The organism is Streptomyces sp. NBC_00726, assembly GCF_045161735.1.
In the GTDB taxonomy this organism is placed as follows: Bacteria; Actinomycetota; Actinomycetes; order Streptomycetales; family Streptomycetaceae; genus Streptomyces.
This window is the reverse complement of sequence record NZ_CP108983.1, coordinates 2,483,002-2,508,439: the sequence shown is the minus strand read 5'-3', so window position 1 is coordinate 2,508,439 and position 25,438 is coordinate 2,483,002. Positions and strand designations below refer to the sequence as shown.

Below are 25,438 nucleotides of genomic sequence, written 5' to 3'. Positions count from 1 at the left end.
GAGTACCGGTTGTTATCGGAATGCGACGCGGACATGCCGGGAATGGCGGGATGCGGCCGCTCAGATCCAGGTGTCCAGCCACATCCGGTCCCGCCACGCGTCCTCCGGAATGGGCGTTCCGGTGAACAGCGGCCAGAAGTAGATGAAGTTCCAGATGATCAGCAGCACCAGCACACCGGCCGCCACCGCCCCCAGGGTCCGCCGCCGCTCCCCGGAGGGATCGGGCTTCGCGAGCCCGAGTTCGTACCGTGGTCCCGTCTCCGCCGCGGGCCCCAGCATCGCGCCGATCATCATCGACACCGCCAGACACAGGAACGGCACGAACACGACCGCGTAGAACAGGAAGATCGTGCGCTCCTGGTACAGGAACCACGGCACCCACCCCGCGGCCACCCCGCAGGCGATCGCGCCCGCCCGCCAGTCGCGGCGGAAGATCCAGCGCCACAGCACGTACACCAGGGCGAAGCAGGCCGCCCACCACAGCAGCGGCGTCCCGATCGCCAGCACCTCGCGGGAGCACTTCCCGGTCACCGACTCGGCGCAGCCGTTCTGCTCCTCGTAGAAGTACGAGACGGGCCGGCCCAGCACGATCCAGCTCCACGGGTTGGACTGGTAGGTGTGCCCGGACGTGAGGTGCACATGGAAGTCGTACACCTGGTGCTCGTAGTGCCACAGGCTGCGCACCCAGTCCGGCAGCCAGGTCCAGTTGCCGCCCCTGCCGTCCGTCGCGGCCCAGTCCCGGAAGTAGCCGTGCCGGTCCGGTGAGTTCCGGACGATCCAGCCCGTCCAGGACGCGAGATACGTGGCCAGCGCGACCGGGACCACCGAGACGAACGCCGGAAGCACGTCCCGCAGCAGCACCGCGAGATACGGGCGCACGGCCCCGGCGGTGCGGCGCGCCCCCGCGTCCCACAACACCGTCATCAGGCCGAACGCGACCATGATGTACAGGCCGTTCCACTTCGTGGCGGCGGCCAGGCCCAGCGAGACACCGGCGGCGATCCGCCAGGGCCGCCACCCCAGACGCAGACGCTCCGCGATCCCGGCGTCCGGGCGCAGCACACCGTCCTCGTCCACCGGCAGCGCCGCCGCGAGCCGGCGCCTGGCCCAGTCGCGGTCGATGAGCAGACAGCCGAACGCGGCCAGCACGAAGAACATCAGCACCAGGTCGAGCAGCGCGGTGCGGCTCATCACGAAGTGCAGCCCGTCCACCGTCAGCAGCGCGCCCGCCAGACAGCCGAGGAACGTCGAGCGGAACAGCCGGCGGCCGATCCGGCACAGCATCAGCACCGACAGCGTGCCGAGCACGGCGACCATGAACCGCCAGCCGAACGGCGTGAACCCGAACAGCTGCTCGCCGAGCCCGATGATCCACTTGCCCACGGGCGGGTGCACCACATAGCCGGGGTCGGTGGGCACCGGCACCTGCGAGGGGTCGTTCAGGATCAGCTTGTCGACGTCCTTGGGCCACGAGCCCTCGTACCCCTGGTTGATCAGCGCCCAGGAGTCCTTCGCGTAGTACGTCTCGTCGAATATCACCGCGTGCGGGCTGCCCAGCTTCCAGAAGCGCAGCACCCCCGCGACCGCCGCGACCAGCAGCGGACCGCCCCACGCCGACCAGCGCACCAGCCGGTCCGCGAGCAGCGGCGGCACGCCGAGCACCGCCCACAGCTGCTTCCCGGGCCGGGTGTACGGCGGGATCAGCCGCTCCCGCAGCCCGGTGTCGGGGCGCGGGGCATGGCCGAAGCGGCGCAGCCGCCGCTGCCAGGAAGTCGGCTCCGGGCCGTGCTGTTCCCCGGCGTCTTGGCCCTGCCGGGCTTCGGGCGCAGTACTCGTCACCGCGCCATCGTAGGGAACGCGTCTGTGGGAGAGGTGTTCCCCGTGCGGGAGGATGGGGCTTGTGACTGGAACGACTGGAACGCTCGTGCTCGCAGGGACCCCCATCGGCGATCTGGCGGACGCCCCGCCGCGCCTCGCCGCCGAGCTGGAGGCGGCCGACATCATCGCCGCCGAGGACACCCGCAGGCTGCGCCGGCTGACCCAGGGGCTCGGCGTCCACACCACGGGACGCGTCGTCTCGTACTTCGAGGGCAACGAGACCGCCCGTACGCCGGAACTCGTCGAGGCACTGGCCGGCGGGGCCCGGGTGCTGCTGGTCACGGACGCCGGGATGCCGTCCGTGTCCGACCCCGGCTACCGGCTCGTCGCCGCAGCCGTGGAGCAGGACATCCGGGTCACCGCAGTGCCCGGCCCGTCCGCCGTGCTCACCGCGCTCGCCCTGTCCGCGCTGCCGGTGGACCGGTTCTGCTTCGAGGGCTTTCTCCCGCGCAAGGGCGGCGAACGCCTCTCCAAGCTCCGCGAGGTCGCCCGTGAGCCCCGCACGATGGTCTTCTTCGAGGCTCCGCACCGCCTGGACGACACCCTCGCCGCGATGGCCGAGGTCTTCGGCGCCGAGCGGCGGGGCGCGGTGTGCCGCGAGCTGACCAAGACGTACGAGGAGGTCAAGCGCGGTCCGCTGGGCGATCTTGCCGCCTGGTCGGCCGCCGAGCAGGTACGCGGTGAGATCACCGTCGTCGTGGAGGGCGCGGGCTCCACGGGCGAGGAAATGGACGCCGAGGAGCTGGTGCGCAGGGTGCGGGTGCGCGAGGAGGCGGGGGAGCGGCGCAAGGAGGCGATCGCCGCCGTGGCCGCCGACGCGGGCCTGCCCAAGCGCGAGGTGTTCGACGCCGTCGTCGCGGCAAAGAATGCTGCTCGGACCGGCCACGCGAACGGTAAAGGACTATCGTGAAAAGCAAAGCGAGAGCCGCGTACCGGCCCCTTTGACCACGAGAAGGCCAAAACCGCTCCAACACTCGACAGGGCCCGGTGCGCTCCCGCCGGTGAAGGCGTCCACTGGATGGCAGGGCGCATTCCCCGGAGTGCTTGTCCGACGGACAAGAGGAGCAGGCATGAGCGACACCACAGCAGCCACCGCACACGAGGCATACGCCTTCGCCTGCATGAGGTGCGGACACGGGTGGGAGCAGGCGTACGAGATAGAGCACCACGCCGACGCGTCGGGGCACGCCTACGTGGTCTACAAGGCGGACGGCGAACGGGTGCCCTCGCCCCTGTCCACGCCGACCTGCGCCAACTGCGGCGGGCACGTCGTGCGGATCATGCGGGCCGGCCGGGTCTCCAACATCCAGCGGTTCCTGTACAGCCAGAACCGTTCCCAGCCCGCGGCCGGGCCGCTGGTCCCCGGGGAGCAGGCCGAGGAGCCGGTGGCCGCCACCGCCGCCCCGTCCGCCGGTCACCACTGGCACCTGTCCGACCTGCTGCATCCGTTCCGCAAGTAGGGCGGACCGCCGCGGTCCTCGTACGATCGTGGCCATGAGCCGCACCGAAGCCCCGCCGCTGCCGGAACCCCTCCGGGTGCCGGTCGCCGATTCACACACCCACCTGGACATGCAGGACGGCACCGTCGAGGAGGGCCTGGCCAGGGCCGCCGCGGTCAACGTGACGACCGTGGTCCAGGTGGGCTGCGACGTGAAGGGTTCCCGCTGGGCCGCCGAGACCGCCGCCGCACACGCCAACGTGCACGCGGCGGTGGCCCTCCACCCCAACGAGGCGCCGCGCATCGTGCACGGTGATCCCGATGGCTGGTCGCGGCAAGGGGCGCGCGAAGGGGGCGGCAGCGCCGCGCTGCACGAAGCCCTCGCGGAGATCGACGCGCTGGCCGCCCTGCCGCACGTACGCGGCGTCGGCGAGACCGGCCTCGACTACTTCCGGACCGGCCCCGAGGGCATGGCCGCCCAGGAGGAGTCCTTCCGGGCGCACATCGAGATCGCCAAGCGGCACGGCAAGGCCCTCGTCATCCACGACCGCGACGCGCACGCGGACGTCCTGCGCGTCCTCGCGGACGCGGGGGCACCCGAGCGGACCGTCTTCCACTGCTACTCCGGCGACGCGGACATGGCCCGGGTCTGCGCGGACGCCGGCTACTTCATGTCGTTCGCCGGGAACATGACCTTCAAGAACGCCCAGCCGCTGCGCGACGCACTCGCGGCCGCCCCGCTGGAACTGGTCCTGGTCGAGACGGACGCCCCGTTCCTGACCCCGGCGCCGTACCGGGGGCGGCCCAACGCCCCGTATCTGATCCCGGTCACGCTGCGGGCGATGGCGGCGGTGAAGGGCCTGGACGAGGACACCCTGGCCGAGGCGATCGCGGACAACACGGCGCGGGCGTTCGACTACTGAGCGGGGGCGCCCCGCGGGGCGCCTTACGCTTTACAGGTGAGTACCACTGAGCCCGACGCCCTTCTGGGTCCCGCAGACATCCGCGAACTGGCCGACACCCTCGGCGTACGCCCCACCAAGCAGCGCGGGCAGAACTTCGTCATCGACGCCAACACGGTCCGCCGGATCGTGCGCACGGCGGAGGTCCGGCCGGACGACGTGGTGGTCGAGATCGGCCCGGGCCTCGGCTCGCTGACCCTCGCGCTCCTTGAGGTCGCCGACCGGGTCGTCGCCGTCGAGATCGACGACGTACTCGCGGCGGCCCTGCCCGCCACCGTCGCCGCCCGGATGCCCGCCCGCGCCGACCGCTTCGCGCTGGTGCACTCGGACGCCATGCTCGTACGCGAACTGCCCGGCCCGCCGCCCACGGCGCTGGTCGCCAACCTCCCGTACAACGTCGCCGTGCCGGTGCTGCTCACCGTCCTCGACCGCTTCCCCAGCATCGAGCGCACGCTCGTCATGGTGCAGGCGGAGGTCGCGGACCGGCTGGCCGCCCGGCCCGGCAACAAGGTCTACGGCGTGCCGTCCGTGAAGGCCAACTGGTATACGGACGTCAAGCGCGCCGGGTCCATCGGCCGCAAGGTCTTCTGGCCCGCGCCGAACGTGGACTCCGGGCTCGTCTCGCTGGTCCGCCGCGCGGAGCCCGTGGCGACGACCGCGAGCAAGGCGGAGGTCTTCGCGGTGGTCGACGCCGCGTTCGCCCAGCGCCGCAAGACGCTGCGCGCGGCCCTCGCGGGCTGGGCCGGCTCCGCACCGGCCGCCGAGGCCGCCCTGGTCGCGGCCGGCATCTCGCCGCAGGCGCGCGGGGAGTCCCTGACGATCGAGGAGTTCGCGGCGGTCGCGGAGAACAAGCCGTCCGCCGGGAACGGGATGGCCGCGGAGAACAAGCCGTCCGCCGGGAACGGGATGGCCGCGGAGGACGAGCCGGCCGCCGGGAGCAGGTCCGCCGACGAGACCGGGAGTGCCCAGTGAGTGTCACCGTGCGGGTCCCCGCCAAGGTCAACGTCCAGCTCGCGGTCGGCGCCGCGCGCCCCGACGGCTTCCACGACCTGGCCAACGTCTTCCTCGCCGTCGGCCTGTACGACGAGGTCACCGTCACCCCCGCCGACAGCCTGCGCATCACCTGCGCCGGGCCCGACGCGGCCCAGGTCCCGCTGGACGCGTCGAACCTCGCGGCCCGGGCGGCGGCCGCGCTGGCCGCGCGCCACGGCATCGCGCCCGATGTGCACATCCACATCGACAAGGACATCCCGGTCGCCGGCGGCATGGCCGGGGGCAGCGCGGACGGCGCCGGCGCCCTGCTGGCCTGCGACGCGCTGTGGGGGACCGATACGCCGCGCGAGGACCTGCTCGCCCTCTGCGCGGAGCTGGGCAGCGATGTGCCGTTCAGCCTGGTCGGCGGCGCCGCGCTCGGGACCGGCCGGGGCGAGCGGCTGACCCCGGTCGAGGCCGGCGGCACCTTCCACTGGGTGTTCGCGGTGGCCGACGGCGGGCTCTCCACCCCGGCGGTCTACCGCGAGTTCGACCGCCTCACGGCGGGCACCCGCGTCCCGGAACCCGTCGCGTCGGACGCCCTCCTGGACGCGCTGCGGACGGGCGACCCGAAGGCCCTGGCCGCCACCCTGGGCAACGACCTCCAGGCCCCCGCGCTCTCCCTGCGCCCGTCCCTCTCCGCGACCCTGGCGGCGGGCACGGCGGCGGGGGCGCTGGCGGCCCTGGTCTCCGGCTCGGGCCCGACGACCGCGTTCCTCACGGAGGACGAGGCGACGGCCGACCGGGTGGCCGCCGCCCTCACCGCCTCGGGAACCTGCCGCACGGCGCGGACGGCGGTGTCCCCGGCCCCGGGGGCGACGGTCGTGTAGGCGGTCAGCCCACCCGTACGGACGTCTTCGCCAGCTCGTACGCCGGGAGCATCTCCTCGTGCTCGTCCGAGTCCAGGCCGCCCAGGTGGACCACGACCGGGCCCTCGGGGGTGGCGAGGGCGAAGGCGTGGGTGAGGCGCGGTCCGTCCATGATCGGGCTGCGGAAGGTGTAGGTCACCTCGGTCGCGGCCTGACCGCCCGCCGTGAACTGCGTGTACGTGACCTCGGAGGTGTTCTCCTCCGCCTTGACGAACCCCTCCAGCGTGGCGCGCGGCGAGGCGTCCTTGCTCTTCCCCCGCCAGACCCGCAGGAACCCGATGTGCCCGGCCGGCTTGGCGTCGATCTCGCAGACCAGGTCGACCGGGCCCTGCGTGAAGAGGGCGCCCAGCTCCGAATCGGGATCGGCCGGCACAACGGCCGCCGGCTTCCAGTCCTCCGCCAGGCCGAAGGTCACCGGCAGCTCGCAGCCGGAGCCGGGGCCCCCGACCGAGCTGCCCTCGGCCGCGGTCTTCGCGGCGGGCGCCGCGGACTTCCCCGCCTTCGCGTCCCCGCCCGCATCCGCGTCCGACGAGCAGCCGGTCAGCGCGGCCGCGGCCAGCAGTACGGGCACCAGCCCGCGAACCGTACGACGTGTCATGACAGTCCCCACCCCTTGATCGTTTGCGCGCAACCTACCCCGGCCCGTACGGGCACTCGTACGGAGGTCCGTGCGGCGGCGACTACGCTGGAAGGCCGGAGTCTTCCTCGCAGCTGGAGCGTTCGTGGCCGTCAACCTCATCAATGTCGAGCAGGTCAGCAAGGTGTACGGCACCCGTGCCCTGCTCGACGGTGTCTCCCTCGGCGTCTCGGAGGGGGACAGGATCGGCGTCGTCGGCCGCAACGGCGACGGCAAGACGACCCTGATCCGGATGCTCGCCCGGCTGGAGGAGGCCGACACCGGCCGCGTCACGCACAGCGGCGGGCTGCGCCTCGGCGTGCTCACCCAGCACGACTCGCTCGACCCCGGGGCGACCATCCGCCACGAGGTCATCGGCGACCTCGCCGACCACGAGTGGGCGGGCAGCGCCAAGATCCGCGACGTGCTGACCGGGCTCTTCGGCGGGCTCGACCTGCCGGGCTTCCAGAACGGCCTGGACACGGTCATCGCCCCGCTCTCCGGCGGCGAGCGGCGCCGCATCGCGCTCGCCAAGCTGCTCATCGCCGAGCAGGACCTGATCGTCCTGGACGAGCCGACCAACCACCTCGACGTCGAGGGCATCTCCTGGCTCGCCGGCCATCTGCGCGCCCGCCGCTCCGCCCTGGTCTGCGTCACCCACGACCGCTGGTTCCTGGACCAGGTCTGCACCCGCATGTGGGACGTGCAGCGCGGCACGGTCCACGAGTACGAGGGCGGCTACAGCGACTACGTGTTCGCCCGCGCCGAACGGGAGCGGATCGCCGCGACCGAGGAGGCCAAGCGGCAGAACCTGATGCGCAAGGAGCTGGCCTGGCTGCGGCGCGGCGCCCCCGCCCGCACCGCCAAGCCCCGCTACCGCATCGAGGCCGCCAACGAGCTGATCGCGGACGTGCCGCCGCCGCGCGACACCAGCGAGCTGATGAAGTTCGCCAACGCCCGGCTCGGCAAGACCGTCTTCGACCTGGAGGACGTCACCGTCCAGGCCGGCCCCAAGACCCTGCTCCAGCACCTCACCTGGCAGCTCGGCCCCGGCGACCGCATCGGCCTGGTCGGGGTCAACGGCGCCGGAAAGACCTCGCTGCTGCGGGCGCTCGCCGAGGCCGCCCGCAGCGAGGGCGAGGTCCAGCCGGCCGCCGGGAAGGTCGTCGTCGGCAAGACCGTCCGGCTCGCCTACCTCTCCCAGGAGGTCCACGAGCTGAACCCGAACCTGCGGGTCCTGGAAGCCGTCCAGCAGGTGCGGGACCGGGTGGACCTCGGCAAGGGGCGGGAGATGACCGCCGGACAGCTCTGCGAGCAGTTCGGCTTCGCCAAGGAGAAGCAGTGGACGCCCGTCGGCGACCTCTCCGGCGGTGAGCGGCGCCGGCTCCAGATCCTGCGCCTGCTGATGGACGAGCCCAACGTCCTCTTCCTGGACGAGCCGACCAACGACCTCGACATCGAGACCCTGACCCAGCTGGAGGACCTGCTCGACGGCTGGCCCGGCTCCATGATCGTGATCTCTCACGACCGGTTCTTCATCGAGCGCACCACGGACCGGGTCATGGCCCTGCTCGGAGACCGGGCGCTGCGGATGCTGCCGCGCGGCATCGACGAGTACCTGGAGCGCAGGCAGCGCCAGGCCGAGACGGCCACCCCCGCCGCCCCGGCCGCCGCGCAGGCCGCCGCCCCGGCGCCCGCGGTCTCCGCGCAGGCGGCCCGCGCGGCCAAGAAGGAGCTCCAGAAGGTCGAACGGCAGCTGGAGAAGATGTCGTCCCGCGAGACGACCCTGCACGCGCAGATCGCCGAGAACGCCACGGACTTCGAGAAGGTGGCGAAGCTCGACGCTGAGCTGCGCGAACTGGTCGCGGAGCGCGATGTGCTGGAGATGCGCTGGCTGGAACTGGCCGAGGACGCCTGACCGTCGTCACATGTGGGGCGGGTGGTACAAAGAACCCTTGCCCGGTGCGGGCCATGACCGTGCCGCTTTCACCACAGGGGGACCGGTCCGATGAGTCAGCCGCCGCAGGGCGAGTTCGGGGCGCCGTACGATCCGGCGACCGGCCGGGTGCTCACCCAGCAGCAGTACGCGGCCCCCGGGCCCGGCGGTCCGCGGGGCCCGGGCGGGCGGTTCCGGGGCCGGACCGGGAAGACCGTCGGGGCCGTGCTCGCCGTGGCGCTCCTCGCGGGCGGCGGGATCTGGTTCGCCACCAGCGGCGGCGGGGACGACGGCAAGCCGCTCGCCGGGCCGACCCACTCCGCGAAGCCCACGGTGAAGCCCTCACCCACCAAGGGCGGGGCCACCGGGGACCCGGTGGCCAGTCCGGAGGAGCAGGTCCGGACCATCAACGCCGGGGTCGAGCCGGGCGAGGCGAAGGTCGCCTGGATTCAGAAGGGCGGCGTCGACCTGCCGCGTAACGGCTCGGACGTGTTCGGCCCCTGGTTCGCCGGGGACACCGTCGCCAAGGCGATGTTCTACACGGTCTCGGGCTACTCGCTCTCCGACGGCAGCGTCCGGTGGAACCTCCGGCTGTCCACCCAGATGTGTGCGGCCCCCTCGCAGCCCACCGCCGACGGCAAGATCGTCCTCGGGGTCAGGCACGACACCGCGGACGACGCCGACTGCGACACGCTCCAGATGGTCGACCTGAGGACCGGCAAGGCCGGCTGGCGCAAGTCGTATGTCCGCAAGGGCCTCTGGGACGGGCTCTCCGACCTCGTGATGTCCACCAACGGAGACACCGTGACCGTCGGCCGGACCAGCCGGACCGAGGGCTTCCGGATCAGCGACGGCAAGCGGCTCTTCGGTGAACGGACCGGCAAGTGCCAGCCGTTCGGCGTCGCCAGCGGCCCGGTGGCCATCGCCGCCGTCAGCTGCCACACCGCCGACGACCAGTACAAGGACCAGCAGGTCCAGCGGATCGACCCGGTCACCGGCAAGGCGCTGTGGACGTACAAGCTCAAGAAGAAGTGGGAGGTCGGGCAGATCTACTCGGTCAGCCCGCTCGTCGTCTCGCTGAAGCAGCTGGAGGACCCCGACAAATGGGCCATCCTCGTCCTCAACTCCGACGGCACCTACCGCACCCAGCTCTCCGGCGGACCGGGCGGCTACCAGGTCAAGTGCGATGGGGACCTGACGTCCCTCAGCCGGAACCTGGACGGCTGCGTGGGCGTGGCCGCCGACGCGCACACCTTCTGCATGAGCACCGGGACCGACGCGGTCGCCGGCCACGGCAACAAGATCGTCGCCTTCGACCTCACCACCGGCAAGTTCCGCTGGTCCGCCGACGGGCCGGACGGGCAGACCGCCGTCCCGCTGCGCATGGAGGGCGGGAAGCTGCTGATGTACGTGGAGGCCATGAAGGGCAAGGGCGGCGGGATCGCCACCCTGCCCGCGACCGGCGGCACCCCGCAGTTCGTGCTGCACCACCCGGTGTCGGGCATCGGCCTGGAGCGCGACTTCATCGAGCCCCGGATCACGTACACCGGCGGACGCACCCTGCTGACGCAGACCCGCATCAGCGGCATCACCGGCGACGACGAGGTCGACATGCGCTCCATGGCGGTCTTCGGCGGCTGACGGTCCGAAGCATCACAGCGGCATCACGGCCCGGTCCTCCCTTGGGAACAGGGGCGGACCGAACCGGAAGGCGTCCCCGGGTGGGTGGTACAAAGAAGTCCCGCTCGACTGACGTGACACTGCGGGATCCATGCCCGATTCGCTCCATTCCGTCGCGGTCCAGGGGGTCTTGCCCCCGGCTTCGGCGGGATCGCGGGGGAGTCCGGAACGGGCACCGGACCGCACGAAGGGGGACGCGCTGATGACCCAGCCGCCCGGACAGCAACCGCCGCAGGGAGGCTTCGGCGCTCCGCAGGAGCCGCCGCACGGGGTACCGCAGCCGCCCCAGGGCCCGCCGCAGACCCCGCCGCCGCCCGCCCAGCCGCCCCAGGCCCCCGCCGCGCCGCCGACCCCGCCGCCCGCCCAGCCGGGCTACGGCTACCCGCAACAGCCCGGCCCGTACGACAAGCCGCAGCAGCCGGGCCCCTATGGCCAGCCCCAGCAGCCCGGTCCCTACGGGCAGCCGCAGCCCGGCCCGTACGCCCAGCAGCCCGGCCCCTACGGGCAGCCCCAGCAGCCGGGTCCGTACGGACAGCAGCCGCAGGCCGGTTACGGCTTCCCGCCGCAGCAGCACCCCGGCGCCCCCGTGCCGCCCGGACCGAACGGCCCCGGTGGCGGCAACCCGTTCAAGGGCAAGCCGGCCGTGATCATCGGGGCCGCGGTCGCCGCGCTCCTGGTCATCGGCGGCGGCGTGTACTTCGCGACGAGCGGCGGCGACGGCGACGACGACAAGCCGGTCGCCAAGGAGACCGAGCAGGTGAAGAAGCCGACCGCCTCGCCCACCGTCGACAAGGGCGACGGCAACGGCACCGGCCGGGAGGAGGACGACGACCTCAACAGCGGCCGCAAGGACGGCGAGGCCAAGGTCCTCTGGCTCCAGAAGAACGACGTCGACCTCCCGCGCAACGGCGCGACCGTCTACGGCCCCTGGATCGTCGGCGACACCATCGTCAAGGGCATGTACCGCACGGTCTCCGGCTACTCGGTCGCCGACGGCAAGCAGGCGTGGACGCTCAAGCTGCCCGCCGACATCTGCTCCGCGCCCCAGCAGACCACCACCGACGGCAAGATCGTCATCGCGATCAAGAACGGCACCACGGACAAGGCCGACTGCTCCGCCCTCCAGCAGATCGACCTCAACACGGGCAAGGCCGGCTGGAAGAAGGAGGTCAAGAAGAGCGGCCTCTTCGACATGATGTCCGACCTCTCCATGGCCATCAGCGGCGACACCGTCACGGCCGGCCGCACCGGCGCGTCCAACGCCTTCCGGGTCAGCGACGGCAAGGAGGTCTTCGGCAAGCGCGGCGGCAACTGCGAGCCGTTCGCCTTCGCCGGCGGCGCCAAGCTCATCGCCGCGGTCAACTGCCGCACCGGCGACGTCGAGAACCCGCAGCAGGAGATCGAGGAGCTCGACCCCGCCACCGGCAAGGCGAAGTGGACCTACAAGCCGGCCCGCGGCTGGGAGGTCGACAAGGTCTACTCGGTGTCCCCGCTCATCGTCTCCCTCACCAAGGGCGACAGCGACGACAAGAAGTGGAGCATCCTCGCGCTCCGCGAGAACGGCACCCTGCGCTCCCAGATGAAGAGCGACAAGGGCGACAAGTTCGCCCCGCAGTGCGGCGGCGGCTTCTCCATCTTCGGCCAGCAGCTCCAGGACTGCACCGGCGTCGCGGCCGACGCCAACACCTTCTACATGGCCACCGCGGACGACACCAGCGGCTCCGCCCGCACCAACAGGATCGTCGCGTTCAACCTGAACACCGGCAAGACGAAGTGGAAGGCGGACTCCCCCGCCGAGCAGACCATGCAGCCGCTCGGCATGGAGGGCGGCGACGTCCTGCTCTACCTCGACAGCGGCTACGGCAAGGGCGGCGGCATCGCGACCCTCTCCCCGGCCGGCGGCACCCCGAAGACGGTCCTCAAGCACCCGGACTCCACCTCGGCGATCGAGCGCTCCTTCTACAACCCGAAGATCCGGTACGCGGACGGGCGTTCGTTCATCACGAGCGGGCGGGTCAGCGCGAGCAACGACAAGGAAGAGCTGGAGACGAAGACCATGATGGCCTTCGGCAACTGACGGCTCACCCCCGCCCGGACGAACCCGACCGACCCCCTTCCCCGAGGTACGCAACGTCATGACCCAGCCGCCCCAGCAGCCGCCCAACGACCCGCCCCAGGGCGGCTTCGGCGCGCCGCAGGACCCGCCGCCCGGCGGTTTCGGTGCCCCGCAGGGCCCGCCCTCCGGTGGCTTCGGCGCCCCGACCCCGACCCCGCCGCCGCCCTCCGGCCCGCCCCAGCAGCAGCCGGGCTACGGCTACCCGCAGGGCCCGCCGCCCGCCCAGCCGCCCACGCAGCCGGGCTACGGCTTCCCGCAGGGCCAGCCGAACCAGCAGCCGCCCGTCCAGCAGCCGCCCACCCAGCCCGGCTACGGCTTCCCGCAGCAGGGCCAGCAGCAGCCGTACGGCTATCCGACCGCCCCGATGCAGCCGGCCTACCCGACACCGCCGCAGGGCGGGGGCGGGAAGAAGTTCTCCACCCAGGCCCAGATCATCGTCGCGGCCGTGGTCGCCGTCGCCCTGATCGTCGGCGGCGGCATCTGGTACGCCTCCGGTGACGGGGACGGCAAGAAGGACGAGGCGGGCACCTCCGCCGGCACCTCCGGCGAGAACAAGGGCGGCAAGGGCGACGACGACGGCGGGACGGGGGGCTCCACCGGCGGCAAGGAGAAGGCCCCGGCCGAGGTCGGCTCGTCCGTCGGCTTCCAGCTCCCGCAGCCCAAGGTCACCGACGTCACCACCGTCGACGGCTCCTGGGTCACCGACAAGGCGTATGTGAAGTCGGGCGTCAACGAGGTCGTCGGCTACGACCTGGACAAGGGCACCAAGCTCTGGTCGATCCCGCTGGACGGCCAGGTGTGCGCCGCGTCCCGGCACATGAGCGAGGACTACAAGACCGCCATCCTCTTCGAGGAGGGCAAGCGCACGAAGGCCAAGAAGTACCAGCAGTGCACCAAGGTCGGCGCCCTCGACCTGGCCACCGGCAAGCTGCTGTGGAGCAAGTCGATCACCGCCGCCACCGGTGGTGACGAACCCATCCGCTTCGACGAGGTCACCCTCAGCGGCACCACGGTCGCCGCCGGCGGCACCAAGGGCGGCGCCGCCTTCAAGCTGGACGACGGCGCCGAGCTCTGGAAGCCCAAGGTCAGCACCGACGGCTGCTACGACATGGGGTACGGCGGCGGCGAGGCCCTGGCCGTCGTCCGCAAGTGCGGTACGTACGACGACCCGCAGCTCATCATCCAGGCGCTGAACCCGACGACGGGCGCCCCGCTCTCCTCGTACAAGATGCCGGCCGGCGTCGACTACGCGAGCATCGTCTCCACCAAGCCGCTCGTCGTCGCCGCCGACGTCGGCGACACCGCCGGTGACGGCAGCAGCATCTCGGACTTCTTCTCGATCGACGAGACCACCGGCAAGCTGAAGATCCGCATCTCCGCGGACGCCGAGAAGTACGCGGCCCGGTGCGGCTCCACCGAGGTCGAGCAGTGCCAGCACCTCGCCGTCGGCAACAACCGCATCTACCTGCCGACCGAGGAGCACGAGGGCACCGGCGAGAGCTTCAGCCGGACCAACGAGATCGTCTCCTTCGACCTCACCACCGGCAAGCAGACCGGCGACCGGGCCGACGCGGGCGAGAAGTTCACGATGTTCCCGCTGCGCATGGACGGCACCAACATCATCGCGTACCGGGAACCCCCGTACGACAAGGGCGGTGAGATCGTCTCCATCGACGGCAGCACCTTCAAGCAGACCGTCCTGATGCGCAACCCGTCCGACAAAGCCGTCCGGGACGCGGAGACCAGCTTCTCCGCGGACTACGCGGAATTCCGCTACGAACAGGGGCGGTTCTTCATCTCCGAGACGATGATCAGCGCCCCGCGCAAGAGCTCGCTGGACGAGAAGGAATACCTGGTGGTGTCCTTCAAGACCAGCTGATCCCGCATCACAGGTGGGGGTGGAACCGGCCGGTTCCACCCCCACACGCGTACCCGGACGTGTAACTTGCAGGCCCTGGAGGGCCGGGGGGCCGTGGCCGGTGTGACGGGGGGATGGGGCGATGGGGGTCCGGCTGATGGTGGTGGACGACCACCGACTGCTCGCCGAGGCGCTGGCCTCGGCACTGAAACTGCGCGGCCACCGGGTGCTGGCCGCCGCCGCGCCCACCACCGGGGCGGCCGACCTCGTCGTCGGACGGGCCCCGGAGGTCTGCCTGTTCGGCACCGCGTCGCCCGCCGTGCCCGGCACCTTCGACCCCGTCGTCCGCATCCGCCGCGAGCGCCCGCAGACCGCGGTGGTCGTGCTCGGCCCGGTCCCCAGCCCGCGCGGGATCGCCGCCGCCTTCGCGGCCGGGGCCGCCGGGTACGTCCGGCACGACGAGCGGATCGAGGGCGTCGAACGCGCCATGGCCAAGGCCAGGGCCGGGGAGGCGGCCATCGCGCCCCAGCTCCTCCAGGGCGCCTTCGCCGAACTGCTCGACCCGGTGGAGCAGCCGGACGACGAGGGCCGCAGGCTGCTGCGGCTGCTCACCCCGCGCGAGGTCGAGGTGCTGGTCCGGGTCGCGGAGGGCGAGGACACCCGGCTGATCGCGGCCGGGATGCGGATCGCGCCGAGCACCGCGCGTACGCACGTCCAGCGCGTCCTGATGAAGCTCGGCGTCGGCTCCCGGCTTGAGGCCGCCGCACTGGCCGCCCGGACCGGGCTGCTGGACCGGGCGGCGGTGACACGCCAGGGGCCGGACCCCGCCGGCTGACGGGGTCCGGCCCCTTGAGGCGGGCTTACGCGTTCCGGCGCGCCGGTCAGGCCGCCGGGGCGGGGCGGCGCAGGCGGGTCAGGACCAGGTGCGTGATCATGCCGAACAGCAGGCCCCAGAACGCCGAGCCGATCCCGTGCAGGGTGATCCCGGACGCGGTGGCGAGGAAGGTGATCAGCGCGGCCTCGCGGTCCTTCTCCTCGGTCATGGCCCCGGTCAGCCCGCCCGCCAGCGCGCCGAAGAGGGCGACGCCCGCCGTCGCCGCGATCAGCTCCTTGGGCAGCCCGGCGAACAGCACCACGAGCGTGGACCCGAACAGCCCGATCAGCAGGTAGAACGCCCCGCAGGAGACACCGGCGACATACCGGCGCCGGGTGTCCTGGTGGGCCTCCGGGCCGGTGCAGATCGCGGCCGTGATGGCGGCCAGGTTGATCGCGTGCGAGCCGAACGGCGCCAGGAGGGTCGAGACCAGTCCGGTGGACCCGATGAGCAGCCGGTCGTCCGGGCGGTATCCGGCGGCCGTGAGCACCCCGATCCCGGGCGCGTTCTGCGAGCCGAGCGTCGCCAGGGTCAGCGGTACGGCGATGCCGATCAGGGAGGCCACCGAGAAGTGCGGGGTGGTCAGGACCGGGGTGGCCAGGCCGACCCCGTCGAGGTGCACATGCAGACGGGAGGTGGCCGCGGCGGCCACCACACCGGCCGCCAGCGCGGCCAGCACGGCGTACCGGGGGAACATCCGCTTGCCGAGCAGATAGGCCACGAGCACCGCCCCGCCGATGTACGGCGCGGAGGTGAGCGAGGTGAACACCCCGGTCCCGAAGGAGAACAGGATGCCCGCGAGCATCGCGGAGACCACCGCCGACGGCACATGGCGCATCAGCCGCCCGAAGACCCCGGTCAGCCCGACCAGGGTGAGCACCACACCGGTGACCAGGAACGCGCCGATCGCCTCCCCGTACGAATACGCGCCGAGGCTGGTGACCAGCAGGGCGGCGCCGGGCGTCGACCAGGCGGTGATGACCGGCATCCGGGTCCGCAGACTGAGCCCGATGCAGGTCAGGCCGGAGCCGATGGAGATGGCCCAGACCCAGGAGCTGGTCTGGCCGGTGGTCAGACGGCCGGCCGACGCGGCCGCCAGCACGATGACCAGCGGCCCGGAGTAGGAGACCACGACGGCGATGAACCCGGCGAGCACGGCGGAGAGGGACGCGTCCCGCCAGAGGCCGGGCCGGTGTCCGGCGGAATCCTCCGCCGGGGGCGCCTCGCCGGCCGCCGGAGGGTGGGGGGTGTGGGTCTCAGAGCTCAACGGTCTTCCTTCGCGGCCCGCTCCAGGGCCTGTTCGAGGTCGGCGACGAGGTCCGCGGGGTTCTCCAGGCCGACCGAGACGCGCAGCATGTCCTTGGGGGATGTGCTGCCCGGGCCCTCGAAGGTATAGCGGTGTTCGATCAGGCTCTCCACTCCGCCGAGAGAAGTGGCCCGAATGAACAACTCGCAGTTCTGGGCGGTGCGCAGGGAGCGCCGCCACTCCCCGGCCACGTGCAGGGAGAGCATGCCGCTGAAGCCGGCACCCATCTGACGTGCGGCGATGGCGTGGCCCGGGTCGTCGGGCAGCCCCGGGTAGGCGACCTTGCGGATCAGCGGATGGCCGGCGAAGTGCTCGGCGAGCGCCATCGCGGTGGCCGAGATCTGACGCATCCGCGGGAACAGCGTGCGGATGCCGCGCATCAGCAGATAGGTCTCCAGCGGCCCGAGCATGGGCCCGGTCAGCCTGCGGTGCAGTTCCAGCCGCTCCCACAGGGCCGCCGCCCGCTCGCCCGGGTCCGGGGCCAGCACCAGCAGACCGGCCACCACGTCGGTGTGGCCGTTGAGGTACTTGGTCCCGGAGTGCATGACGATGTCGGCACCGTGCTCGAACGGGCGGGTGTGCACGGGCGTGGGCACCGTGTTGTCCACGCCGAACAGGGCTCCGGCCTCGCGCGCCACCGCGCCCACCGCGGCGAGGTCGGTCACCGTCCAGGTGGGGTTCGCGGGGGACTCCGCCCACACCAGGCGGGTCGGCGCCGCGGCCACCGCGGCCGCGACCGCGTCCAGGTCGTCCATGGGTACCTGGACCACTTCGAGGCCCTGCTCCGTACCGAACTCCAGGAGCCACTTGGTGAGCCCGAAATACATCGTCCGGGGCACCACGACCCGGGAGCCGGCGGGCAGCACCTGGAAGACGGCGGTCGCGGCGGCCATCCCGGACGCGAACAGCAGACCGCGCGAACCGCCCTCCAGGCCGGCCACCACGTCCTCGACCTGCTCGTAGCCGGGAGCCCCCTGATCGCGCAGGTAGGCCAGGCCGGCGGGCGTGCGGTATTCGCCGTCCCTGGCGTAGGTGGCGCCCATGCTGATGGCGGGCGGCACGGCCCCGGTGGTGGGGGAGCGCCAGCCGTCGCCCTGCGCGGCCCGGGTCTCCACGTGGTACGTGTGCGTCCAGGGGGTGTACTTCTCGCGGCTGTTCATCGGTTCCTCTCGTCGGACGGTACGCCCCGCAGCTGCGGCAGGGCGGTGGTGAGGGCCAGCTCCGCGTCCAGCAGCGCACGCGAGGGGGTGCCGGGCGAGGGGACGTAGTGGTTGTAGTAGCTGGAGCCCTCCGTGTGGGGCCCCAGGAAGAACAGCCGGGACTGGACCGCGCCCGCCCGGTCGATGCCCTGGCCGCGCCGGTTGACGTCCAGACCGGGCAGCGGGGTCCCGCCGGCGGTACGGGTCCTGGCCCGGCCGGACCGGATCAGGCCGCTCAGCAGCGAGCCGGTGACCCGCTCCGCCACGGGCTCGCTCACATGCGCGTGCACCACGTGGTCGACGTCCACGACGGTGTGTTCGTCGAGCTGGGTCGACTCCAGCTGCCAGGGGCCGCCGCCGCCGAGGGGCGGCACGACCTTGGGCCCGGGGCCGGGCCCCATGCGCAGCACCCCCGCGTCGAGCAGCGCGAGCAGTTCCGCGGAGCGGTCGAGCTGGGGGCCGATCACCAGACGGTTGACCAGCGGGGCGAAGGTGCCGAAGAAGTACGCGGACGACTCGTCGTCCAGGCCCGGGGCGTCCACGACGGCGCGGAGCGCGTCGCGGTGGTCGCGCAGGACCTCCAGGGCCTCCTTCAGCGGGCTGACGCCGAGCCCCGCGCGTGCCTCGCCGAGGTCGTTCTCCACCTCGGCGGTGAAGTACGCGGTGTACGCGCGCCGGTCCGGCCAGGTGGGCGCGGGCGTGGAACCGCGGTCGTCGGAGGCGGCCGGTGCGCCGTCCAGCAGGCCGGCGACCGGAGCCGGGCCGAATCGCTCCCGTAAGCCGGCGAGGACTTCCCCGTACCCCGACACGCGCGCCTCGTCGGCGAGCCGGGCGGCGGCCCGGGCCGTGTCCGGGGTCCGGCCGCCCAGGTCGCGGGCGAGCAGGGTGCGGTACCAGGCGAGCTCCATCTCGGCGGCGACGAGGGGCCGGACGTCCTCGGTGAAGGACAGCCGGCCGTCCGGCCGCCGCGCGCGCAGCGCGGACAGGCGTTCCCCGGTCAGCGCGAGCGGGGCGGGGCGGACCCGGCCGGGGTGGAGATGCGGCCGGCTCCGGGCGGGCAGCCCGGAACGGTTGGCCAGCACGATCAGCGGTTCGCGCCCGCCGCGTTCGTAACGCAGCCGTTCCCCGTCGCGGACGTGCCGGCCGCCGCGCCCCACGGTGAGGGTGGCGATCACGTCCATCGCCGTCAGGCCCGTGCCCAGCACGGCGACCCGGTCCCCGGGGGCGATGGCGTCGAGCGCCCCGGGCAGGGGATACGGGCGGCCGACCGAGCGGGGGGCCTCGGCGGGCGGCGGGGGCAGGTGGAGGGAGTGGTGCCCGACGGTGACGAAGACGGCGTCGGCGGCGATGCGGGCGCCGTCGGCGAGGACGACCGTCTCGCGGTGCTCCGGCGCGGTTTCGCGGTGCTCCGGTGCGGCGACTATGCCGACCGCGGTCGTCGTGTGCCGTACGAGCGTCACATGGCCGGGGACGGCGTCCATGATCCGGCGCGCCGCCCACGTCAGGTACTCGCTCAACAGCCTGCGCGGCAGGAAGTCGTTGGGCCTGATCTCCCGGCCGCTCCCCGCCCGCACCGTGAAGCCGTCCTCGCCCAGCCGCAGATCGCGCCGGCGGCACCAGTCGTGCAGCGAGGGCCCGGTCAGGGGCACGGGACCGGCCACCATGTCCGCGTCCGGGAACGCCGTCAACTGGGCGCAGACGGTGTTGAGCAGCAGATGGTCGGGCTCGTCGGGCCGGTGGAATCCGGGGCCTTCGACGCCCGGGTCCACCAGGTGCACGACGAGGGGGGACGGGGTGGCGAGGGCGTGGGCGGTCAGCCGTTCCAGGACGCCGAGCCCGCGCGGGCCGAGCCCTATGATCACGGCCGACGCCGGTGCGGTGGAGGCGTCCTGTGCGGTGGCGGGTTCCCGCGCGGTCGTCACCATCGGCTGGTCTCCCCGAAGAAGTCCGGCACCGCGAGTGCCGTGCCGTCGGCGCGGGCCCGGGTGAGGACATGGGTGCCGACCGCGAGGTCGAGGACCCCGAGCCCGAAGGGCGAGAAGATCACCGGCCGGCCGGGGTCCGGCGCGACCTCGCCGTTCAGCACGGCCGCGAGGGTCCCGGTGACGAAGGAGCGGGAACCGGAGAGCTGTTCGGCCAGATGCGGCGATGTGTTGGCCTTCAGGCAGTGCTCGACGTCGTCCAGGACGTTCTCCGCTCCCAGGACCACCTCGGGTGCCAGGTCGCGCAGGGAGATGTTGAGGACCACCTGACCCGCTGCGAACGGCCGGGTGACATACGGTTCGAGCGCCGTCGTGGCGAACACGACGGTGTCCGCCGCCAGCGCGGTGTCGAGGTCCGGGGTGAAGGACGCGGTGCGGCCCTGCGTGGTGCGGATGTGGTCGGCGAGCGCCTGCCCGGACGGCTCGTGGAGGTCGTGCACCAGATACGCCTCCGGGTCGCATCCCGCGGCGTGCAGGTAGTCGCAGATGTTGCGGGCGATGACCCCGCCGCCGACCACGGCGACCGTGGTGCCCCGGTGCCCGCCGGGCCGCAGGGTGCGGGCGGCGACGGCGGCCGACGCGGCGGTCCGTGCCGCGCTGATCCCGGCGGCCTCCATGCAGGCGACCGGGTAGCCGGTCTCGTAGTCGTTGAGCACGAGGACGGCCGCCGCCCGGGGCAGACCGGAGGCGGTGTTCCGGGGGAAGCTGGCGATCCACTTGATCCCGGCGAGCCGCACGTCGTCGCCGAGGAAGGCCGGCAGCGCGATGATCCGCGAGTCGGGCTTGTCGGGGAAGCGCAGGAAATAGCTGTCGGGGTTGACCGAGTCACCCCGTTCGTGCGCCAGATAGGCGCGTTCCACGATGTCGAGCACCGAGGTCCGGGAATTCCGCAGGATCTCCTGGACGGCCTTACCGGTGACAATATCGAAGTCGAACATTTCTCCCCCTAGTGTTTCTCCGCTTTGCCGTTCGTGCCGGGCCACCGCTCCGCCACCCACTGGTCGTCGTAAAGGGTGTCGAGATAGCGGTCGCCGAAATCGGGTGAGACGGCCACCACCGTGCTCCCCGCCGGAATATCTTTTGCCGCTTTCCGTACGGCGGCGAGCACCGTCCCCGTCGAGCCGCCGAGGAGCAGGCCGCGTTCCCTGGCGAGGGCGCGGCACATGGCGACGGCCTCCGACTCGGGAATCAGGACGAGGTCGTCCACCAGCGCCGGGTCGAGGATCTCGGGCCTCCGGCTGGTGCCCAGGCCCGGGATGTGGCGCGGCCCCGCCGGGGTGCCGAAGGTGACGGAGCCCACGGTGTCGACGGCGACGATGCGGGTCTGCGGGCTGTGCGCGCGCAGGTAGGCCCCGCAGCCCATCAGCGTCCCCGTGGTGCCCGCACCGACGAAGACGTAGTCCGGGTGGCCGATGTGCTCGACGATGGCCCGCCCGGTGCGGTCCCGGTGTGCGGCGGGGCCCGCGGCGTTGGCGTACTGGTTCAGCCAGTGGGTGTGCGGCTCACGGCGCAGCCGCCGCCGGATGTAGTTGATCCGTGATTGCAGGAAGCCGCCGTTGGCGTCGGGGGCGTCGATGACGACGACCTCCGCGCCGAGCGCCCGCATCAGCTGCACCGACTGGCGGTTGGCATTCGGGTCCGTGACGCAGGTGAGCGCGTATCCCTTGGCCGCGCACACCATGGCCAGGGCGACGCCGAGGTTTCCGGACGTCGATTCGATCAGCCGGGTCCGCAGGAAGGGGCGCCGCGACTTCTCGGCCTGCTCCTCCGCGTCACGGACCAGGGCGACCGCGGTCTTGAGCTTGACCGATCCCGCTGGATTGAGACCTTCCAGCTTGAGGTAGAGGCTGCTTTCGGGAACTAATTGGTCGAGCCGGACGAAGACATCGTCCAGCACCAGGTCGTAAACTTCTTCCGCTATCAACATGTACTCCCCCTGGCCGAGGGACCCCCGTCGCTGCCCGGCCGTCTTGGATACTGGCACGAAAAGACGGCTCGATCAATCCATATTCCAGTATGTGAAAAAGGTTGATTCGTGAATGAAATTCGCCACTGAAAGGGAATTCACAATTCCGGTGCGGCCGGGCCGGGGGAACGCGGCAGGGGCCGGACCCCGTCGGCTGACGGTGTCCGGCCCCTGCCGCGTAACGGCGTACTAGCTGCCCGGGGTGCCCTCCGGCGTGTGCTCCGGGGCCTGGGCCGGGCGCAGCTTCATCCAGGCCAGGAAGAACAGGCCGAGCGCCAGCATGGCGAGGCCGGTCACCCATGCGGGCAGTGACCGTCCGGAGAGGAAGAAGTCGAGGCTGGTCTTGACACTCGCCCGGGCGGCGAAGCCGATGCCGAGCACCACGACGAAGTAGATCGCCAGGATCGTGTAGTCGAGCCCCCGCCTGTGATCCCTCGTGCATCGCCCGCCTGCCCACCCCTGGCGGCTCATTGACGCATCTGTTGACTTGTGGTTCATTGTGTTGGCTTATGTTTGGTGAGAGGAGTCTGGTGAAGAAGACGGTTACGACGCTCGCCGACGGCCGGGAGCTGATCTACTACGACAGCCGCGACGACCTCGTGCGCGAGGCCGTCGACACGCGCCCCCTCGACGCCGTCTCCACCTCGTCCGAGATCCGGCGCGATCCGCTGCTCGGCGACAGCGTGGCCATCGCCTCGCACCGCCAGGGCCGGATCTACCACCCGCCCGCCGACGAGTGCCCGCTGTGCCCCTCGCGCGAGGGCCGGCAGAGCGAGATCCCGGAGCCCGACTACGACGTCGCCGTCTTCGAGAACCGCTTCCCCTCGCTCGCCGGCGACTCAGGCCGCTGCGAGGTCGTCTGCTTCACCTCCGACCACGACGCCTCCTTCGCGGACCTCACCGAGGAGCAGGCCGGCCTGGTCCTGGCCGCCTGGACCGACCGCACCGCGGCCCTGGCCCGGCTCCCGCAGGTCAAGCAGGTGTTCTGCTTCGAGAACCGGGGCGCCGAGATCGGCGTCACGCTCGGCCACCCGCACGGCCAGATCTACGGCTACCCCTTCATCACCCCGCGCACCGGGCTGATGCTGCGCTCGATGGCCGCCCACCACGCGAAGACCGGCCGCAACCTCTTCGACGACGTGGTCGCCCGCGAGGAGGAGGACGGCTCCCGGATCGTGCTCGCCACCGAGCACTGGATCGCCTTCGTCCCTTACGCCGCCCACTGGCCGTACGAGGTGCACCTCCACCCGCGCCGCCGCGTCGCCGACCTGCGGGAGCTGGACGAGGAGGCGCGCACGGAGTTCCCACAGGTCTATCTGGAACTGTTGAGGCGATTCGACCGGATCTTCGGACCCGGAGAGCCGCCGACCCCGTACATCTCCGCCTGGCACCAGGCGCCGTTCGGGGTCCCCGGACGTGAGGACTTCGGGCTCCACCTTGAGCTTTTCACCATCCGACGGACCTCCGGCAAGCTGAAGTTCCTCGCGGGTTCCGAATCCGGCATGAGCGTGTTCATCAACGACGTGCCGCCGGAGACCGCGGCCCAGCGACTGCGAGAGGTAGCGACCCAGTGAGCAAGACCCCGAAGAAGTACCTGGTCACCGGTGGTGCCGGTTACGTGGGCAGTGTCGTCGCCCAGCACCTGATCGAGGCCGGCCACGCCGTCACCGTCCTGGACGACCTCTCCACCGGCTTCCGCGAGGGCGTCCCGGCCGGCGCCGACTTCATCGAGGGCCGCGTCCAGGACGCCGCGAAGTGGCTCGACTCCTCCTACGACGGGGTGCTCCACTTCGCCGCGTACTCCCAGGTCGGCGAGTCCGTCACCGACCCCGAGAAATACTGGCTCAACAACGTCGGCGGCTCCACCGCCCTGCTCGCCGCGATGCGCGACGCGGGCGTGCGCACCCTGGTTTTCTCCTCCACCGCGGCCACCTACGGCGAGCCGGTCTCCAGCCCCATCACGGAGACCGACCCCACCGCCCCGACCAGCCCGTACGGCGCGACCAAGCTCGCCGTCGACCACATGATCACCGGGGAGGCCGCGGCCCACGGCCTGGCCGCCGTCTCGCTGCGCTACTTCAACGTGGCCGGGGCGTACGGCGGCTGCGGCGAACGCCACAGCCCCGAGTCCCACCTCATCCCGCTGGTCCTCCAGGTCGCCCTCGGGCAGCGCGAGTCGATCTCCGTCTACGGCGACGACTACCCGACCCCGGACGGCACCTGCGTCCGCGACTACATCCACGTCGCGGACCTGGCCGAGGCGCACCTCCTCGCCCTCGCCGCCGCCGCCCCCGGCGAGCACCTGATCTGCAACCTCGGCAACGGCAACGGCTTCTCGGTCCGTGAGGTCATCGAGACGGTCCGCGAGGTCACCGGCCACCCCGTCCCCGAGACCGCGGCCCCGCGCCGCGCCGGCGACCCGGCCGTCCTCGTCGCCTCCGCCGCCACCGCCAGGGACCGGCTCGGCTGGCGGCCGTCCCGCGCCGACCTGGCCGGAATCGTCTCCGACGCCTGGACGTTCGCCCGCCGAGAGGAGCCCACCGCACCATGACCGAGGACCACGCAGAGCTCACCGCCTCCTTCACCGCGCTGTACGGAAGCGAGCCCGAGGGGATCTGGGCCGCCCCCGGCCGGGTCAACCTGATCGGTGAGTACACCGACTTCAACGACGGCTTCGTCATGCCGCTCGCCCTCCCGCACACCGCCCGGGCCGCCGTCGCCCGCCGCACCGACGGCGAACTGCGGCTGCACTCCACCGATGTGCCCGGCGGCGTCGTCCGGCTCCGGGTGGACGGGCTGGCCCCGCACGAGGGCCACGGCTGGGCCGCCTACCCGGCCGGTGTCGTCTGGGCACTGCGCGAGGCGGGCCACGAGATCACCGGCGCCGACATCCAGCTGACCTCCACCGTCCCCACGGGCGCCGGGCTCTCCTCGTCCGCCGCCCTCGAAGTGGTCACCGCCCTCGCCCTCGACGACCTCTTCGGCCTCGGGCTCGACGCGGCGGAGCTCGCGGTCCTCGCCCAGCGCGCGGAGAACGCCTTCGTCGGCGTCCCCTGCGGGGTCATGGACCAGATGGCGTCCGCCTGCTGCACCGAGGGCCACGCCCTGCACCTGGACACCCGGGACCTCGGCCGCCGCCAGGTCCCCTTCGACCTGGCCGCGCACGGGCTGCGGCTCCTGGTGGTCGACACCCGCGTCAAGCACGCGCTCGGCGACGGGGCCTACGCGGAGCGCCGGGCCGGCTGCGAGGAGGGCGCCCGCCTGCTCGGCATACCCACCCTGCGCGATCTGCCGTACGAGGAGCTGGGCGCCGCCCTGGACCGGCTCGCGGAGCTGGGCGCGGACGAGTCCGTCGTGCGGTACGTACGCCATGTGGCCGGCGACAACCAGCGCGTCGAGCGGGTCATCGCGCTGCTCGACGCGGGCGACGTGCGCGCGGCCGGCCCGGTCCTCACGGCGGGGCACGTGTCGCTCCGCGACGACCTGCGGGTCTCCTGCCCGGAGCTCGACCTGGTGGTCGAGACGGCCAACGCGGCCGGGGCGCTCGGGGCGCGGATGACCGGGGGCGGCTTCGGCGGCTCGGCGATCGTGCTGGTCGAGGAGGCGCGGGCGGACGCGGTCACCAAGTCCGTCCTGGAGGCGTTCACCGCGGCCGGCTACGGCAGCCCGGGAGTCTTCCCGGCGGTGCCGTCGGCCGGCGCCCGCCGGCTGGTCTGACCGCGCGGA

The 25,438-nt window shown here is 72.3% G+C and carries 20 protein-coding genes and 1 pseudogene; 13 read left to right on the top strand and 8 right to left on the bottom strand.

Translation table 11 applies throughout. From position 1 onward, the window contains the following. Window positions 1-60: 60 nt before the first annotated feature. Complete coding sequence (locus OG338_RS11040) at window positions 61-1,839, bottom strand: dolichyl-phosphate-mannose--protein mannosyltransferase (protein WP_405937153.1); 1,779 nt, start codon at window positions 1,837-1,839, stop codon at window positions 61-63. A gap of 52 nt (window positions 1,840-1,891) precedes the next feature. Here OG338_RS11040 and rsmI point away from each other — a divergent pair, with 52 nt between their 5' ends. From rsmI to OG338_RS11015, 5 genes are all read left to right on the top strand, one after another. Continuing rightward, the gene (rsmI, locus tag OG338_RS11035) at window positions 1,892-2,788 is read left to right on the top strand and encodes a 16S rRNA (cytidine(1402)-2'-O)-methyltransferase (RefSeq protein ID WP_405937152.1); all 897 of its coding nucleotides are present in this window, start codon (window positions 1,892-1,894) and stop codon (window positions 2,786-2,788) included. A 160-nt stretch (window positions 2,789-2,948) separates the two neighbouring features. Then, window positions 2,949-3,338, top strand: coding sequence for a hypothetical protein (locus OG338_RS11030; RefSeq protein WP_405937151.1), 390 nt, complete (start codon window positions 2,949-2,951; stop codon window positions 3,336-3,338). 34 nt (window positions 3,339-3,372) lie between these two features. Continuing rightward, window positions 3,373-4,239: a TatD family hydrolase gene (locus OG338_RS11025; RefSeq protein ID WP_405937150.1), complete on the top strand. Its 867-nt coding sequence runs from the start codon at window positions 3,373-3,375 to the stop codon at window positions 4,237-4,239. Window positions 4,240-4,275: 36 nt separating this feature from the next. After that, window positions 4,276-5,250, top strand: a complete 975-nt coding sequence (rsmA, locus tag OG338_RS11020; RefSeq protein ID WP_405937149.1) for a 16S rRNA (adenine(1518)-N(6)/adenine(1519)-N(6))-dimethyltransferase RsmA — start codon at window positions 4,276-4,278, stop codon at window positions 5,248-5,250. Beyond that, on the top strand, window positions 5,247-6,140 hold the full coding sequence (locus OG338_RS11015) for a 4-(cytidine 5'-diphospho)-2-C-methyl-D-erythritol kinase (RefSeq protein ID WP_405937148.1): 894 nt from the start codon (window positions 5,247-5,249) through the stop codon (window positions 6,138-6,140). The genes rsmA and OG338_RS11015 overlap by 4 nt, the downstream gene beginning before the upstream one ends. A 4-nt stretch (window positions 6,141-6,144) precedes the next feature. Here the strand turns inward: OG338_RS11015 and OG338_RS11010 are convergent, their stop codons facing one another. Next, the gene (locus OG338_RS11010) at window positions 6,145-6,777 is read right to left on the bottom strand and encodes a lipoprotein (RefSeq protein ID WP_405937147.1); all 633 of its coding nucleotides are present in this window, start codon (window positions 6,775-6,777) and stop codon (window positions 6,145-6,147) included. Window positions 6,778-6,901: 124 nt separating this feature from the next. On the opposite strand from OG338_RS11010, the gene OG338_RS11005 reads away from it, so the two are divergent. From OG338_RS11005 to OG338_RS10985, 5 genes are all read left to right on the top strand, one after another. After that, window positions 6,902-8,713 carry an ABC-F family ATP-binding cassette domain-containing protein gene (locus tag OG338_RS11005; protein ID WP_405937146.1) on the top strand — a complete coding sequence of 604 codons (1,812 nt, stop codon included), beginning with the start codon at window positions 6,902-6,904 and terminating at the stop codon, window positions 8,711-8,713. Between the two features lie 90 nt (window positions 8,714-8,803). Beyond that, window positions 8,804-10,372, top strand: coding sequence for a PQQ-binding-like beta-propeller repeat protein (locus OG338_RS11000; RefSeq protein WP_405937145.1), 1,569 nt, complete (start codon window positions 8,804-8,806; stop codon window positions 10,370-10,372). 241 nt (window positions 10,373-10,613) lie between these two features. Beyond that, on the top strand, window positions 10,614-12,488 hold the full coding sequence (locus tag OG338_RS10995) for a PQQ-binding-like beta-propeller repeat protein (protein ID WP_405937144.1): 1,875 nt from the start codon (window positions 10,614-10,616) through the stop codon (window positions 12,486-12,488). Window positions 12,489-12,546: 58 nt separating this feature from the next. After that, window positions 12,547-14,406: a PQQ-binding-like beta-propeller repeat protein gene (locus OG338_RS10990; RefSeq protein WP_405937143.1), complete on the top strand. Its 1,860-nt coding sequence runs from the start codon at window positions 12,547-12,549 to the stop codon at window positions 14,404-14,406. Between the two features lie 121 nt (window positions 14,407-14,527). Further along, complete coding sequence (locus tag OG338_RS10985; RefSeq protein ID WP_405937142.1) at window positions 14,528-15,220, top strand: LuxR C-terminal-related transcriptional regulator; 693 nt, start codon at window positions 14,528-14,530, stop codon at window positions 15,218-15,220. Between the two features lie 46 nt (window positions 15,221-15,266). Here the strand turns inward: OG338_RS10985 and OG338_RS10980 are convergent, their stop codons facing one another. The 6 genes and pseudogenes from OG338_RS10980 to OG338_RS10955 all read right to left on the bottom strand — a co-directional run. Next, a complete protein-coding gene (locus tag OG338_RS10980; RefSeq protein WP_405937141.1) occupies window positions 15,267-16,526 on the bottom strand; it encodes a benzoate/H(+) symporter BenE family transporter in 1,260 nt (419 codons plus the stop codon). After that, window positions 16,523-17,725 carry a trans-sulfuration enzyme family protein gene (locus OG338_RS10975; RefSeq protein WP_405937140.1) on the bottom strand — a complete coding sequence of 401 codons (1,203 nt, stop codon included), beginning with the start codon at window positions 17,723-17,725 and terminating at the stop codon, window positions 16,523-16,525. Before OG338_RS10975 ends, OG338_RS10980 begins: the two co-directional genes overlap by 4 nt. After that, entirely contained in the window at window positions 17,722-19,689 is a 1,968-nt protein-coding gene (locus OG338_RS10970) for an FAD/NAD(P)-binding protein (protein WP_405937139.1), read from the bottom strand. Before OG338_RS10970 ends, OG338_RS10975 begins: the two co-directional genes overlap by 4 nt. Next, a complete protein-coding gene (gene sbnB, locus OG338_RS10965) occupies window positions 19,683-20,684 on the bottom strand; it encodes a 2,3-diaminopropionate biosynthesis protein SbnB (RefSeq protein ID WP_405937138.1) in 1,002 nt (333 codons plus the stop codon). The genes OG338_RS10970 and sbnB overlap by 7 nt, the downstream gene beginning before the upstream one ends. A gap of 8 nt (window positions 20,685-20,692) precedes the next feature. Continuing rightward, the gene (gene sbnA, locus OG338_RS10960; protein WP_405937137.1) at window positions 20,693-21,673 is read right to left on the bottom strand and encodes a 2,3-diaminopropionate biosynthesis protein SbnA; all 981 of its coding nucleotides are present in this window, start codon (window positions 21,671-21,673) and stop codon (window positions 20,693-20,695) included. A gap of 303 nt (window positions 21,674-21,976) precedes the next feature. Continuing rightward, window positions 21,977-22,183, bottom strand: a pseudogene (locus tag OG338_RS10955) (hypothetical protein); the annotation flags it as partial. 59 nt (window positions 22,184-22,242) lie between these two features. On the opposite strand from OG338_RS10955, the gene galT reads away from it, so the two are divergent. Genes galT through galK form a run of 3 tightly spaced genes read left to right on the top strand, consistent with a single transcriptional unit; the run spans window position 22,243 to window position 25,429 of the window. Beyond that, window positions 22,243-23,286, top strand: a complete 1,044-nt coding sequence (galT, locus tag OG338_RS10950) for a galactose-1-phosphate uridylyltransferase (protein WP_405937136.1) — start codon at window positions 22,243-22,245, stop codon at window positions 23,284-23,286. After that, window positions 23,283-24,263, top strand: a complete 981-nt coding sequence (gene galE, locus OG338_RS10945) for a UDP-glucose 4-epimerase GalE (RefSeq protein WP_405937135.1) — start codon at window positions 23,283-23,285, stop codon at window positions 24,261-24,263. Before galT ends, galE begins: the two co-directional genes overlap by 4 nt. Then, window positions 24,260-25,429: a galactokinase gene (gene galK / locus OG338_RS10940; RefSeq protein ID WP_405937134.1), complete on the top strand. Its 1,170-nt coding sequence runs from the start codon at window positions 24,260-24,262 to the stop codon at window positions 25,427-25,429. The genes galE and galK overlap by 4 nt, the downstream gene beginning before the upstream one ends. Window positions 25,430-25,438 lie beyond the last annotated feature (9 nt).